This window comes from Clostridium sp. NSJ-49 (genome assembly GCF_014287725.1).
Classification (GTDB): domain Bacteria; phylum Bacillota; class Clostridia; order Clostridiales; family Clostridiaceae; genus Clostridium; species Clostridium disporicum_B.
On record NZ_JACOOP010000007.1, the window covers coordinates 52,885 to 67,653 of the forward strand.

The 14,769-nt window shown below is 28.9% G+C and carries 12 protein-coding genes, 1 pseudogene and 1 other annotated feature; of the genes and pseudogenes, 9 read left to right on the forward strand and 4 right to left on the reverse strand.

Annotated features, from left to right (window positions below):
- Window positions 1-87 precede the first annotated feature (87 nt).
- From H8S10_RS03905 to H8S10_RS03930, 6 genes and pseudogenes are all read left to right on the forward strand, one after another.
- Complete coding sequence (locus H8S10_RS03905; RefSeq protein WP_186837972.1) at window positions 88-1,386, forward strand: L-serine ammonia-lyase, iron-sulfur-dependent, subunit alpha; 1,299 nt, start codon at window positions 88-90, stop codon at window positions 1,384-1,386.
- A 78-nt stretch (window positions 1,387-1,464) separates the two neighbouring features.
- Window positions 1,465-1,689 (forward strand): annotated as a pseudogene (locus H8S10_RS03910) (D-alanine--D-alanine ligase); the annotation flags it as partial.
- A 14-nt stretch (window positions 1,690-1,703) separates the two neighbouring features.
- Complete coding sequence (locus tag H8S10_RS03915; protein ID WP_347707667.1) at window positions 1,704-3,158, forward strand: PLP-dependent aminotransferase family protein; 1,455 nt, start codon at window positions 1,704-1,706, stop codon at window positions 3,156-3,158.
- Window positions 3,145-3,831, forward strand: a complete 687-nt coding sequence (locus tag H8S10_RS03920; protein WP_186837975.1) for a pseudouridine synthase — start codon at window positions 3,145-3,147, stop codon at window positions 3,829-3,831. The genes H8S10_RS03915 and H8S10_RS03920 overlap by 14 nt, the downstream gene beginning before the upstream one ends.
- A gap of 121 nt (window positions 3,832-3,952) precedes the next feature.
- A complete protein-coding gene (locus tag H8S10_RS03925; protein ID WP_055264035.1) occupies window positions 3,953-4,834 on the forward strand; it encodes a GGDEF domain-containing protein in 882 nt (293 codons plus the stop codon).
- A gap of 129 nt (window positions 4,835-4,963) precedes the next feature.
- Window positions 4,964-6,199 carry a Gfo/Idh/MocA family oxidoreductase gene (locus H8S10_RS03930; protein ID WP_186837976.1) on the forward strand — a complete coding sequence of 412 codons (1,236 nt, stop codon included), beginning with the start codon at window positions 4,964-4,966 and terminating at the stop codon, window positions 6,197-6,199.
- A 119-nt stretch (window positions 6,200-6,318) separates the two neighbouring features.
- On the opposite strand, the gene H8S10_RS03935 is transcribed toward H8S10_RS03930, so the two are convergent.
- Complete coding sequence (locus H8S10_RS03935; RefSeq protein WP_055264040.1) at window positions 6,319-7,146, reverse strand: hypothetical protein; 828 nt, start codon at window positions 7,144-7,146, stop codon at window positions 6,319-6,321.
- Between the two features lie 286 nt (window positions 7,147-7,432).
- On the opposite strand from H8S10_RS03935, the gene H8S10_RS03940 reads away from it, so the two are divergent.
- The 3 genes from H8S10_RS03940 to tyrS all read left to right on the forward strand — a co-directional run bounded on the left by H8S10_RS03940 (window position 7,433) and on the right by tyrS (window position 11,072).
- Window positions 7,433-8,284: an NAD(P)-dependent oxidoreductase gene (locus tag H8S10_RS03940; protein ID WP_186837977.1), complete on the forward strand. Its 852-nt coding sequence runs from the start codon at window positions 7,433-7,435 to the stop codon at window positions 8,282-8,284.
- 36 nt (window positions 8,285-8,320) lie between these two features.
- On the forward strand, window positions 8,321-9,178 hold the full coding sequence (locus H8S10_RS03945) for a sugar nucleotide-binding protein (RefSeq protein WP_186837978.1): 858 nt from the start codon (window positions 8,321-8,323) through the stop codon (window positions 9,176-9,178).
- A 177-nt stretch (window positions 9,179-9,355) separates the two neighbouring features.
- Window positions 9,356-9,615: a binding site (T-box leader), on the forward strand.
- A gap of 263 nt (window positions 9,616-9,878) precedes the next feature.
- Window positions 9,879-11,072 carry a tyrosine--tRNA ligase gene (gene tyrS / locus H8S10_RS03950; protein ID WP_186837979.1) on the forward strand — a complete coding sequence of 398 codons (1,194 nt, stop codon included), beginning with the start codon at window positions 9,879-9,881 and terminating at the stop codon, window positions 11,070-11,072.
- Between the two features lie 34 nt (window positions 11,073-11,106).
- On the opposite strand, the gene abc-f is transcribed toward tyrS, so the two are convergent.
- The 3 genes from abc-f to H8S10_RS03965 all read right to left on the reverse strand — a co-directional run bounded on the left by abc-f (window position 11,107) and on the right by H8S10_RS03965 (window position 14,620).
- The gene (abc-f, locus tag H8S10_RS03955; protein WP_055264049.1) at window positions 11,107-13,023 is read right to left on the reverse strand and encodes a ribosomal protection-like ABC-F family protein; all 1,917 of its coding nucleotides are present in this window, start codon (window positions 13,021-13,023) and stop codon (window positions 11,107-11,109) included.
- A gap of 315 nt (window positions 13,024-13,338) precedes the next feature.
- Window positions 13,339-13,953 (reverse strand): DUF4397 domain-containing protein, encoded by a 615-nt coding sequence (locus H8S10_RS03960; RefSeq protein WP_186837980.1) that lies wholly within the window; start codon window positions 13,951-13,953, stop codon window positions 13,339-13,341.
- A 4-nt stretch (window positions 13,954-13,957) separates the two neighbouring features.
- Window positions 13,958-14,620, reverse strand: a complete 663-nt coding sequence (locus H8S10_RS03965; RefSeq protein ID WP_186837981.1) for a hypothetical protein — start codon at window positions 14,618-14,620, stop codon at window positions 13,958-13,960.
- Between the last annotated feature and the right edge of the window lie 149 nt (window positions 14,621-14,769).

A 14,769-nucleotide genomic window follows, 5' to 3' on the forward strand; every position in this document is an offset into this window, starting at 1 on the left:
GAAGTTAGAGCTTTTCTAATAGAAATATTAATAGTTATTATAGTAGATAAAAAATTACGATAGATAAGAAGTAAGCCTGACGGCGAAATGTTAGGAGTGTTATTTTTGCTAGATGAAAAAATATACAATGGATATTTAGAAATACTTAAAGAAGAAATTGTACCTGCAATGGGATGCACTGAACCAATAGCTATAGCCTATGCTTCAGCTAAGGCTAAGGAGGTTTTAGGTGAAATGCCTAAAAAAGTTATAGTATGGTGTAGTGGTAATATAATTAAAAATGCTAAGTGTGTAACTGTTCCAAATACAGGAGATTTAGTAGGTATAAAGGCAAGTGCTATAATTGGAATTTTAGCTGGTGATGCTAGTAAAGGATTAGAAGTAATTAATGTTGTTGATGATGTTAGCATTGAGAAAGCTAATGAACTTGTTACAACAGATTACTGTGAGGTTAAGAGATTAGATACAGAAGTTCAACTTCATATTTTAGTAGAAGCATATGGTGAAAATGACAAGGTTACTGTAGAAACTAAATATGCTCACACAAATATATGTAAAATAACTAAGAATGATAAAGTTTTACTTGAAGTTGAAGAATCTCCAGATAAATATTTAGGTGTATTTGTTGATAGAGGTATATTAAATGTAAAAGATATATATGAATTTGCAAATACAGTTAAAATTGAAGATGTTAAAGAGCTTTTAGATAAGCAAATAGCTTATAATATAAGCATAGCAGAAGAAGGTTTAAAAGGTACTTACGGAATAGGAATAGGGAAGGTTATTTTAGAAAGCTTCCCAGGAGATTCTGTAGTTACTAAATTAAAAGCTTATGCAGCAGCAGCTTCTGAAGCAAGAATGACTGGAAGTTCGTTGCCTGTTATGACTAATAGTGGAAGTGGAAATCAAGGGATGACAACTTCTATTCCAGTTATTATTTATGCAAAAGAAAAAGGTCTTAATGATGAACAATTATATAGAGGATTAACTTTCTCTAATCTTATGACTATTCATCAAAAGACAGGGATAGGAAGACTTTCAGCTTTCTGTGGAGCAGTTAGTGCTGGATGTGCTAGTGGAGCTGCTATAACTTATTTAGAAGGTGGGTCATTAGAACAAATCAATAAAACAGTAACAAACACTCTTGCAAATATATCAGGAATAGTATGCGATGGAGCTAAAGCTTCATGTGCAGCTAAAATAGCAACAAGTATAGATGCTGCTATGATGGCACATTATCTTGCTATGTCAGATCAATCATATCGTGCTAATACAGGAATACTTAAAGAAGATATAGAGGATACTATAATAGCTGTTGGTAGACTTGGAAAAGAGGGTATGAAAGAAACAGATAAAAAGATATTAGATATAATGCTAGAAGAATAGGAAAAGGAGCCACATTAGTATAAAAGTTATACTAATATGGTTCTTTTAATTTTTACTTAAACTCATAGAAATGATGAAATGCAGAGAAAAGTAAATAATATATCTAAAGAAATATGGGACTTATTGGGTTGCAAGAGTTATGCACGAATTGATATGATAGTAAGTAATGGAGAACCATATCTTTTAGAGGTAAATACTTTACCAGGAATGACAACATCAAGTTTAATTCCTAAAAGTGCAGAAGCAGTAGGTATGAGTTTTACAGAATTATTAGATAGGATAATAGAATATTCCTTAGAGTAGGAGTTGAAATAGTGATTTTTTCTAGCTTAGAATTCAATAATAATGAACCTATATATCTACAAATTGAAAATTATATTAAATATATGATAAAAAATAATATGGTAGTTACAGATGCAAAATTACCATCATCAAGAGATTTAAGTAAGATTTTAGGAGTAAGTAGAAATTCTGTAATAGTTGCTTATGAAAACTTAGAAGCTGATGGTATTGTGTATACTATAAAAGGCAGAGGAACATTTGTATCTAAAAATAAAGAAGATTATAAAAATGGATGGAAGTTATCTTGGGATAATATGATAAATAACTATGGAAGATTAGCTGAAGAGCTAGACATAGTAAAAACAGAAATACCTTGGGAAAGAGGGATGATTTCTTTTAAAAGTATCTCTCCTGATGGTTCTCTATTTGATATTGATGAGTTTAAAAAGTCTTTTCTAAATAGAATATCTTTAGAAGGAGATAAGATATTAAACTACGGATATGCTAAGGGATATAAGCCTTTAATAGATTATCTTTTAGAGTATATGAAGCAAAAGGGAGTTAGTATAGAAAATAAAGATATCATTATTACAAACGGGTTTACAGAAGGATTAGAAATGATTTTAAATACTTTTTGTAATCCAGGAGATAAGATACTATGTGAAAATCCAACTCATAATACATCTATAAAAATAATGAAAATTCTTGGTTTAGATATAATTGGAGTTAAGATGAATCAAGATGGAATAGATATAGAAGAGTTAGAGAATAAATTAAAGAACAATAAAATTAAGTTTGGATATTTGATTCCGTCATATCATAACCCAACAGGAATAGTTATGAAAGCTGAAAAGAGGCAGCAAGTATATAAATTGTTTAGAAAGTATGATATTCCAATAATTGAGGATGGATTTAATGAGGAGCTTTTATATAATAGTACTCATATTTCACCTTTATCGTCTATAGATAAAGGTGGTAATGGTGTAATTTATATAAGTAGCTTTTCTAAAATCCTTTTCCCAGGATTGAGAGTAGGGTGGATATTGGCAGATAAAAGGATAATAGATGTTTTAGAAAGTGTTAAGAGATGTAAAAATATCCATACTTCATTTTTAGATCAAGGGATTCTTTATGAATATTTAAAGAGTGGAGCTTTTGATAAAAATGTAAAAAAGATAAGAAAGGTTTATAGAGAAAAATATGATTTTGCATTAAATTGCATTAATAAATATATTAAACCTGATTTTATATGGGGGGAAGGAGCTCTTCATATTTATATTGGAATAGAAGGAGTAAAATCAAGAAAACTTCTAGAAGAATGTTATAAGGAAAATGTTATATTTACTCCAGGGGATATATTCTCTGTAGATAATTCTTGTGAAAATACTCTTAGAATAGGATTAACAAGATTAAGCTTAAATCAGATTGAAGAGGGAATAAAGATAATTGGAAAAAATGTAGAAAGGATAAAATTAAATGAGGATAAATAAACTTCTTAGCAATTATGGGGTTTGCTCAAGAAAAGAAGCTAATAGAATAATTGAAGAAGGTAGAGTTATAGTAAATGGCGAATTAGCCTTTCCGGGGCAGTGGGTAGAAGAATATGATGATATTCTTTTAGATGGAGAAAAATTAAAGCCAAAGGAAAGAATTTATATAGCCTTAAATAAACCAGTTGGAATAACTTGTACAGCGGCAAATGATGTAGAGGATAATATAATCCAATATATGAATTATCCTGAATATATATTTCCAGTAGGAAGATTAGATAAATTATCACAGGGACTTATTTTGATGACTAATGATGGTGATTTAGCTAATAGTATTTTAGAGGCAGATAATAATAAAGAAAAAGAATATATAGTAACAGTAGATAAAGAGCTTGATAATAAATTTATTGAAGGAATGTCAAATGGAGTAGATATAGGTGGAGTTATAACGAGACCTTGTAAAGTAAGTAGAGTAAATGATAAGACATTTAATATCATTTTAACTCAAGGTTTAAATAAACAGATTAGAAGAATGAGCAAAGCTTTTGGGTTTAATGTAGTTAGATTAGAGAGAGTTAGAATAATGAATATAAAAATAGATGGTATAGAATATGGGAAATGGAGAAAGCTAACCGAGGATGAGATTAGTGTGTTGAGAGAACATGCTAAATAAAGTATTAGTGATGAAAAGATATACTAAATAGAATTAATTTTAGATAAGATTATTTGTAATATATTAAAAGAGGATTATAATAAAGTAAGTACTTCACTATATGGAGGTGGGAGGTAGTATTTTGAGTAATATATGTAGCGGATTAGCGGAATGTGAATATTTAAAATTACTATTTGATAAGGTACGAGTAATAAATCCTTTGAAAAATGAAATAATTCATATCTTTAGTAAAGGTGTAAATGAGAGTGATGGTAAATGCTATAGCATATGGAATAAAAGTAATATGTGTGAAAATTGCATATCTATGAGAGCTTATAATGAAAATAAAGTTTTTACTAAAGTTGAGTATAACGATAATAGAGTATTTGCAATTACAGCAATTACTATGAACAAAGGTAGAGAGCATTATGTAATAGAATGTATTAAAGATATAACAGATTCTATGCTTATAAATGAAGTTTCATGTATTGCTATAAGTGAAATTTGCGAGGAAATTGAAAAATTAAATAAGCTAGTTATTACTGATGAATTGACAGAATGTTATAATAGAAGGTACATAAATGAAAGATTTCCTCTAGAAATAAAAGAATCAAAAAGAAAAAATGAGAAATTAACTATTGTACTTATGGATATAGATAATTTTAAAAAAATTAATGATAAATATGGGCACCAATCAGGAGACTATGTTTTAAAAGAAATTGGAAAAATTGTAAAAAGCAATATTAGAAAAGAATATGATTGGGTTTCTAGATATGGTGGAGAAGAGTTTTTAATAGTATTTAAAAATATGGATACTGAAAATTTTATAAAATCTACAGAGAAAATTCGTAAAAGTATAGAAGAGCATAAGTTTATATATAATGGAGTTGAGATTAAATTAACTGCGAGCTTTGGAGTAGCTGAGTTATCTGATAAAATTGATGAAATGGATATGCTTATAGCTGAAGCAGATAAAAAATTATACAAAGCAAAGGAATTAGGAAAGAACATAGTTATAATATAAGAAATATTAAAGTCTACAATATTTATAAGAATATTGTGGACTTTTTTAGCAATAAAGGTATAAATTATGGAAGGTGTAACAATATAAATGTAAAATGTAGATATAATGTATTAATAGGGGGCAAGAATTATGAAGACTGTTGCAATAATAGGAGCAGGACAAAGGGGACAAGATATTTATGCAAACTTTATTAAAAATCATAGTGAAATGGGTAAGGTTGTTGCTGTAGTTGAACCAAATGACTTTAGGAGAGAAACATTAGTAAGAGAACATAACATACCACAAGAGAATATATTTACTAATTGGGATGATTTCTTTAAGAGAGAAAAGTTAGCAGACCTAACTATAATATCTACATTAGATAGATTACATTATGAACCAACTATGAAAGCTTTAGATAAAGGATATAATATTTTATTAGAAAAACCTATGTCAATAAATAAAGAAGAGTGTGTTGATATGGTTAAGAAGGCAGAAGATAAAGGTTTACTACTTATGGTATGTCATGTTTTAAGATATACACCGTTCTTTACTAAATTAAAAGAAATTATTGATAGTGGAGAAATAGGAAAAGTAGTTAATATTCAGCATAATGAGAATGTTGGTGCTTTTCATATGGCTCATAGCTTTGTAAGAGGAAATTGGAGAAATTCAGATGAAACTTCACCAATAATATTACAAAAGAGTTGTCATGACATGGATATATTGTCATGGCTTGTAGATGATGAATGTGAAAGTATTTCTTCCTTTGGGGAGTTAAGCTTTTTTAATAATGATAATAAGCCAGAAGGTGCAGCAGATAGATGTGTAAGCTGTAAGGTTGAAGATTGTGTATTTGATGCAAGAAAGATATATCCGCCAATGAAAGGGGGATGGCCATCAACTGTAGTAAGTGAAGTTCAGACAGAAGAAGGTATATTAAATGCTATATCTGAGAATGAATATGGTAGATGTGTATTTAATTGTGATAACAATGTTTGTGACCATCAAAGTACTATAATCAAATTTAAAAATGGAATAACAGCTACATTTAGTCTTTCTGCATTTACAGATGAAATTTCGAGAACTATAAAGATAATGGGAACAAAAGGTGAGATAAGAGGTCACGAAGGTAAAAGAGAAATTGAAGTAATAAAATTTAGATCGAATGTAAAACAAGATAAGGATATAACAATTCATAAAATAGAAATTCCAGTAGGTGGACATAGTGGTGGAGATAATGGCTTAATGAATGAGTTATTTAGACTTTTAGAAAATAAATCAGTTGAATCTCTTTCTAGTGGGTCGAAATCATTGCAAAGTCATCTTATGGCTTTTGAAGCTGAAGAGGCTAGAAAAAATAATATAGTAGTACAGGTTAAGTAAAATAGCTACTATAAAAATATAAAGTTAAATAATAGAAGTATAACTAACATTCTATTATTTAACTTTTGAATTTTAAATTAAAAAAGTATAAATAATATAATTCCTAAAAATAAAAAATATTAAATTCCATCATCTTCAACTATTTCATAAAGAGGTAATTCAAGAGCTTCTGGATGCTTTAGTAATTTAGAAAAATATCGAAGTGCCTTTACTAGATATATACCATCTGCTATTCTTTCGTCAACAGAAAAAACTACATTTAAAAATGATTTATCATTTCTTTTAGTTATTTTACCCATGGTTAGAAAAATTGATGTTGTGCCCCATTCAAATAAATGATGGTGGAGAGTGTTATGGCCAATACTCCCTAAGTTTGATATATAGACACTACTAAAAAGAGGAATAGCATCAGTAATCTTTTTAGGAACTACACCGATGTGTATAAGATTATTAATTGCCCAAGCTGAAAAGGTCAATATAGGTGAAGGGAGATTTGCAAAAAAACTCATAAGCTTATCATCATCTTTTACAACGTTAGATCTAGAAAGCTCAATGGCATCATTAATTTTTTTAGAAACTTCAAAAATACTTTCAGTTTTGTTAAAAAAAACTTTTGCTGTACTTTCTACATATTTTCCGTCTATAAGCTTTAAGACTACAAAACAAAGTGAAAAATTATTTCTAGCATAAATTTTTTTATTAGCTACAAATCTATTTAGATAAGGGTACATAGCAAATGTTCTAATAAGAGCAGTGATTATTAATTCAAATGTTCCGATTTTTAAACCAGGGTTTGATTTATTTAAGTTCCTTAAATAATCTTTTGAAAAGTCAAATTCTATTTCTTCAGGGGAGTATACTATATTACCATTTCTACTTTTAAAAAGATATGGCATGAGTTTTCTCATTGGGTCAATATTTTTTAATAATATTCCGTCTTTACGCATGATAACTTTACTCCTAATTAAATTATTATGGTAAAGTATATGAGTGGAAATCGTTTATTATTTTATAAATGTAAATAAATTATTAAAAATATCTATACTTATTTTTAGTAAAAATATATACAGTTTTTATGTTTAAGAATTTTAACAAAAAAATAATCATATTAAGATATTCTAATTAGTGCTAAAATTATAAATATACAGTAAATTAATATGAATATTTGTAGAGATAAAATAGTTAGCTAAATAAAAATAAATAGAGAACAGTTAAAATATAGGAGGAATTGTTATGAAAATTGCATGGATAGGTGTAGGGGTAATGGGGAAATCTATGGCTCTAAATTTAAAAAAAGCTGGTCACTCTGTTAGTGTATATAATAGAACTTTATCAAAGTGTGAAGGATTGGAAGATGAGGGAATAAGAGTTTGCGAGACTATAAAAGACTGTGTAGAAGGTGCAGATGCTATTTTTACTATAGTTGGATATCCTAAGGATGTTGAGGAAGTATATTTAAGCGAAGAAGGAATATTTGCTAATGCTAAAGAAGGAGCATATATGGTAGATATGACGACATCATCACCAGCTTTAGCAAAAAAACTTTCTGAATTAGGTACTAAGTTTCATGTGTTAGATGCTCCTGTTTCAGGAGGAGATATAGGTGCTAAAAATGGAACTTTATCAATAATGGTGGGAGGAGAAAAAGCAGATTTTGACTTTTTACTTCCTGTATTTGAATCTATGGGCAAAAATATTATTTATTTAGGAAAAGCAGGTAGTGGACAGAACTGTAAAGCTTGCAATCAAATAGCTATAGCTGGAACAATAGCAGCCACAGCTGAAGCAGTTCATTATGCAGAAAGCGTTGGATTAGATGGAAAGATTGTATTAGAGGCAATTTCAAAAGGTGCAGCAGGTAGCTGGCAAATGGATAATAATGCGCCTAAGATGCTTGTACATGATTATGAACCAGGCTTTTTTATAAAGCATTTTATTAAAGATTTAAAAATAGCAAGAGATACTATGGAAAGTAAAAATGAAGAATTACCAGTTTTAAATAAAGTATTAGAACTATATGAGAAAATTGCGGATGATGGATTAGAAGATGAAGGAACTCAAGCTATTATTGAGTATTATAAATAAGACAAAAGATAAGTTAAAGGTTAAGGGGCAGAGAATATGAAAAAGGTATTAGTTACAGGAAGTAATGGATTTTTAGCATCGAGATTTAGCGAGTATTATAAAGATAAATATGATATCTTAGCTTTAAGTCATAAAGATTTAGATATTACTAATGAAAAAAAGGTTTATGATTTATTTAAAAATAATAATTTCGATATAGTATTTCATTCAGCTGCAATATCTGATACAGGAAGGTGTCAAAATGAACCTGAGTTTGCAAATAAAATAAATTTTGATGGGACTGTAAATATTGCTAAAGGCTGTGCATTAAAAGACTCAAAATTGATTTTTGCAAGTAGTGATCAGCTTTATGCTGGAAATGAAGAAGAAGGTCCATACTTTGAAAATATTATAGTAAAGCCTAATAATGTATATGGAGTTACAAAACTAAATGCTGAAAATGAAATTAAAAATATTTTTGATAAATATTATAATTTAAGATTAACATGGATGTTTTCTTATGCAGAAAGAAATAAAAGAGTTAATACAAACATAATTACTAATATATTAAATGAAACGCTAAAAGGTGAAAAAATATCATTAGCAACTAATGAATATAGGGGAATTAGCTACGTTTATGAAGTAATTGAAAATGTTGAAAAGTTATTAGAAGTTTCTTATGGAGACTATAATTTTGGTTCTGAAAATGATATTTCTACTTATGATATTGGATGTAGAGTTCTTGAAAATTTAGGCTTACAGAACAGAATTGAAGATATACTTATTAAAGATACAGAAAGATTTAAAGATAAGAAAAGAGATTTAAGAATAAGTAATAAAAAGTTAAGAGATAATGGAATTTATTTTGAGAGTACTGAAGAAGCTATATCAAGATGTATAAGGGAATTTAAGTAAGAGTGCAAATTTTATATTTGGATACTCGAACTTAACTGAAAGTCCAAATTTAAAATTCGGTAACTTGAAGTTACCCTTGAAGAGTACTCATTCGATGAGATGATAAGGAGTTTCCTTTTTTATGTTAGGTTTATGTTGACAAAGAAAAAAACAAGCATATAATAATATATAAGAATTGTTAAAGCTTTGAAGAGAAAGAGTAGAGTTAATAGAGTTATAAAGAGAGGTCCTGGTTGGTGAAAAGGGCATGACAAATTAATTTGAATACGTCTCTGAGCAGCACTCCGAAAGATTACAACCAGTAGGCAGATGTCGGATTCGCACCCGTTATAGTGCTAGGGTATAACCATATTTTTGGCGTACCTGAAGAGGTTGTTAATGTGAGTTAACAATGAAATTAGGTGGTAACACGTGAGTTTTATGCTCTCGTCCTTTTAGTAGGACGGGGGCTTTTTTATATTTAAAAATATACGCGCGGATTTTTAAGTATAGAGAAAGTTATGAGTTACTATAAGTGAGGTTCTAAATTTCACCCACAGGGCGCACATGTAATTTAGGTAACCGAACTTAACTGAAAATCCAAATTTATGATTTGGTAGATTAAAGTTACACTGGAAGTGTACACCTACGAATGTATATGAGTAGTGTGTTTCCTTATAAAATTATATAAGAAAACAAAGAAAATTTTGGAGGAATAAAGATGATTAATATAGATGAACAAATAAAGATAATAAGCAAAGGTGTAGATGAAATAATAGGACTTGAAGAATTAAAGGAGAAATTAAAAAGTAAAAAAGAGTTAGTAGTTAAATTAGGATTAGATCCAAGTGCTCCAGATATTCATTTAGGTCATACTGTAGTTTTAAGAAAACTAAAGCAAATACAGGATTTAGGACACAAGGTAGTTATAATAATTGGAGATTTTACAGGAAAGATAGGAGATCCAACAGGGAAATCAAAAGCTAGGAAGCCATTAACGACAGAGCAAGTGCTTGAAAATGCTAAAACTTACGAAACACAAATATTTAAGATACTCGATAGAGGGAAAACTGAAGTTAAATTTAATAGTGAATGGTTATCTAAGATGACTTTTGAAGAAGTAATAAAATTAGCTGCAAAATCAACAGTTGCAAGAATGCTAGAAAGAGATGATTTTAAAAAGAGATACGAAAGTAATATGTCCATATCTCTTCATGAGTTTTTCTACCCATTAATGCAAGGGTTTGATTCAGTAGAAATAAAAGCTGATATTGAAATGGGAGGAACTGACCAAAGATTTAATGTTTTGATGGGAAGAATGCTTCAAAAAGAATTTGGGCAAGAGCCACAATCAATAATAATTATGCCATTATTAGAAGGTCTTGATGGCGAAAATAAGATGAGCAAAAGTTTAGGAAATTACATTGGAATAGATGAATCAGCTACTATAATGTTTGAAAAGGCAATGAGTATTCCAGATGGTTTAATAATTAAATACTTTGAATTAGTTACAGATATTCATCCAGATATAATTGAAAGGATAAGAAAAGACCTTGAAGAAGATAATGTTAATCCTAGAGATGTAAAAATTTCTTTAGCTAAAGAAATAGTAGAATTATACCACGGAAAAGAAGAAGCAAAACTAGCAGAAGATAGATTTAGAAAGGTCTTTCAGAAAGGTGAAATTCCTGATGATATAAAAACTGTAGAAGTTAATTCAGGAGATTTTAACTTAGCTGATATAGTTTTAGGGAATAAGTTAGTTCCAAGTAAAAAAGAATTTAGAAGATTAGTGGAACAAGGTGGAGTTAAGGTAAATGGCGAAAGGATAAGTAATATTGATGAAGTTTCTTTAGCATCTAAATTTATAATTCAAATTGGAAAGAAGAAGTTTATTAAAGTAATTATAAGTTAAAAAATGGTGGCTATATGCCACCATTAATTATTTACTAAACCATGTTTTCCCATTCTTCATAAAGGTTAGCAATTTCTTCTTCTAAATTTTTAATCTCATTATTCACTCTTTGGCTTTCTGTTGGGTTAGAGTAAATTTCTTCTAAACAAAGATCTTCTTGAAGTTTAACTAATTCCTCTTCTTTTTCAGATATTGTTTTTTCAATGTTTTTTAATTTAAGCTGCATAGCCTTAGCTTCTTTTTCAGCTTCTCTTTTCTTTTTCTTATCTTCTTTAATTTGAGTTTTAGTTTTTCCATTAGCTATTTCTTCATAGTCTTCAAATCTGCTTGGATTAAGCTTCTTTTCTTGATAGTAATTATAGTTACCAAGATACTCGGTTACACCATCTTCATTAAGCTCTAAAATTCTTCCAATTACTTTATTTAAGAAATATCTATCATGGGAAATTATCATTAATGTTCCATCATATTCTAAAATAGCATCTTCTAAAGCTTCTCTTGAGATTATATCAAGGTGGTTTGTAGGTTCATCCATTAATAACAGATTAGATTTAGAAAGCATAAGCTTTAATAAATTTATTCTACACTTTTCACCACCGCTAAGAGTATTTATAACTTTAAACACATCATCGCCTGTGAATAAGAAAGATGCTAAAGCATTTCTTAGTTTAGTTGTAGTCATATTAGGAAATGCATCCCATACTTCATCTAAAATTGTTTTATTTAAATCTAGGTCAGATTGTTCTTGATCATAATAACCAACATTAACATTAGTTCCAAGAACTTTAACACCGGTATCAGCTTTAACTACATCCATTATTATTTTAAATAGAGTAGTTTTACCTCTACCATTTTCACCTATTAAAGCGATTTTTTCACCGCGTTTTAAATCCATATTAAGATTTTTAAATAATACTTTATCTCCATAAGCTTTACTCATTTTTTCGATATGAAGAACATCATATCCGCTTTTTACTGAAGCTTCAAATTTAATTTTTGAACCTTCTTTTTCATGAGTAGGAGCATCTATTCTTTCCATCTTATCTAGAGCTTTTTCTCTACTTTCAGCAGCTCTTATACTTTTTTCTCTATTAAATGAACGGAATTTTTCAATTATAGCCTCTTGTCTTTTAATTTCAGCTTGTTGAAGATTATAAGCCTTTAATTTAGCTTCATAGTTCTTTTTTCTTAATTCAATAAACTTAGTATAAGGAACATTGTAGCATTCAACTTCACCATTTATTACTTCAAATGTATTATTAGTAACAGAATCTAAGAAAAATCTATCGTGAGAAATTACAAGAACAGTACCTTTATAAGTTTTCATATATTCTTCAAGCCAAGCTATAGCCTCTAAGTCAAGATGGTTAGTAGGCTCGTCAAGAAGTAGTATATCAGGTTTTCTTAATAGTAGCTTACAAAGAGCTACTCTAGTTTTTTGTCCACCACTTAATGTACTTATATCTTTATAAAAATCAGCTTCAGTAAATCCAAGACCTTTTAATACTCTAGAGATTTCACCTTTATATATGTATCCACCTTTATGAGAATAAATATCTTGAAGAGTAGTGTAATCTTTAATTAACTTTTCATGATAGTCTGCTTTAGATTCATCATAAGGCTCGTTCATTTTGATTTCTAATGTAGACAATTTATTTTCTATGTTAATAAGCTCATCAAATACAGAGAGTGTTTCTTCGTAGATATTTTTATCTGTATCTAAATTAAGATTTTGAGATAAATACCCAAGAGTTTTATTTTTATCTATAAAAATCTCACCAGAGTCTTGAGATATTTCTCTGCATATTATTTTAAATAGAGTTGATTTACCTTCACCATTAGCTCCAATAATACCAACTTTATCACCTTCATTTATTGAAAATGTAACTTTTTTTAGTACATCCCTAATTCCATAACTTTTACATATATCTTTACAACTTAAAACTATCATATTATCCTCCATATCCCGAAGTTTCCATATAATTATACTATTAACATTATGTTTATTCAAATAGGAGAAAAATATAAATAAATTGCATAGCAATTTGGTGGAAAGTTTGACTAGGTCAAAGGGGAAAAGTCAGCTGAAGCTGAGGAGAAAATATCACTAAGGTGATAGGGAAAATATTGCCCTTGGCAATTGTATAATATATCTATTTTAATACTTTTCCCGTTAACTTTAGTTAACTTTTCCCTGCTACGTAGTAGCCTTTTCACCTCGACGAAGTCGACTTTTCAATTGCGAGCCTTAGCTCGTACTTTTTTTCTACCGTTCGTCTTCTACAAATAAATAACCAAGTGGTGGATTACCATTAAATATTCCTAAAATATAAATTGTATAAAGTTTTCCGCCTTCTAGAGTTAAGTTTTTAATATTTTTATTTAGTGCTGTTCCACCTGTGCTTTCAACTCTAAAGTTGTATATTCCAGGAGAGGTTGTATAGTAACCTGTTGTTTCTAAGTATTCAACAGCAGTAAAAAGTTCATTTCCATTAGGTAGGTCTAGGTTTAATAGAGGTGCACTTTGTGAAAGATTCATAAATCTTAAATAAGTATATTCAGTTGAAGTTGCAATTGAAGCATCTCTTAATTTAAATAGAAATAAACCTCCTAATGTAACTACAGAAATAGTATAATTAGCACTTGGTGCTAATTGAACACTTTGTGTAGCTAATGGTGTATCATAAAAGCCAGATCTATATACTTGAAGTTCATAAGTTCCTGGTGATAGATTTAAGTAATTAGATATAGAACTAAAAGAAAGATCTGATGATATTAAACTACCATTTGCGTAAATATCGATATTAGGTGCATTTGGAACTGCATGAAGAATTCTAATGCTAGAGTTTACATCAGGTGTATTTAATCTTATATAAGTCATAAAATCACCTTCCTTCATATTCAAGAGTAAGTTTTATTATATTTTTAATTAGTAATTTGGCAATAGGATAAGGAATTCTATAAGCTTTCATTGTTGCTAAAACTACAGAGTTATTATCTTCTATTTTTTTGAATATTTTATCTACTTCACTTTCTTTGTTGTCACCTCTATAATCATTAGAAAGTGAGATATCTTCTAATGTAAAATTTCTTACAATATCTAATGGATTTACGGAATTTTTATCATAGTTATCATTTAGTCTAGGTTTATTATAAGAATATAGGTCCTCTGAGTTTACTTCAGATGGATATTCTAAATTACTAGACTCAGTAGGAAAACTACTTGGAACTTTGTTAGTGGTATTATTTGAATTATTAGTATTAGTACTAGGTAAAGTTTGTGTTTGTTCAATATCTGGAATATTTGAAGGGTATGGAGTTAATGGTACAGTACTTGGTTTATTTTCATTATTCATAGCTGGATTCATCATATTAATTGATGGAGCAGGAAAGCACATATACATTGTCCCATTACTCATAGGACCACCGCTTATATTAGGATTAGGAAAATTAGCTGGTTTAAGAGCATCTTGAATATTCATAGGAGCAAAAGTTAAATCATTATCTTTCTTATTTTTATTGGTTTTATTGGTTTTATTTGAATCCATTTATATCCTCCGAAGAATAATTTATTATCAATATATGTCTATTTTAGGACATATGTTACTTTATAGAATATGATGGAAATAGGTTATTTAGTACATTTATAATCACACTAATTTATATACAAGAATAGAATGTAGGGGGAGGGATTGTT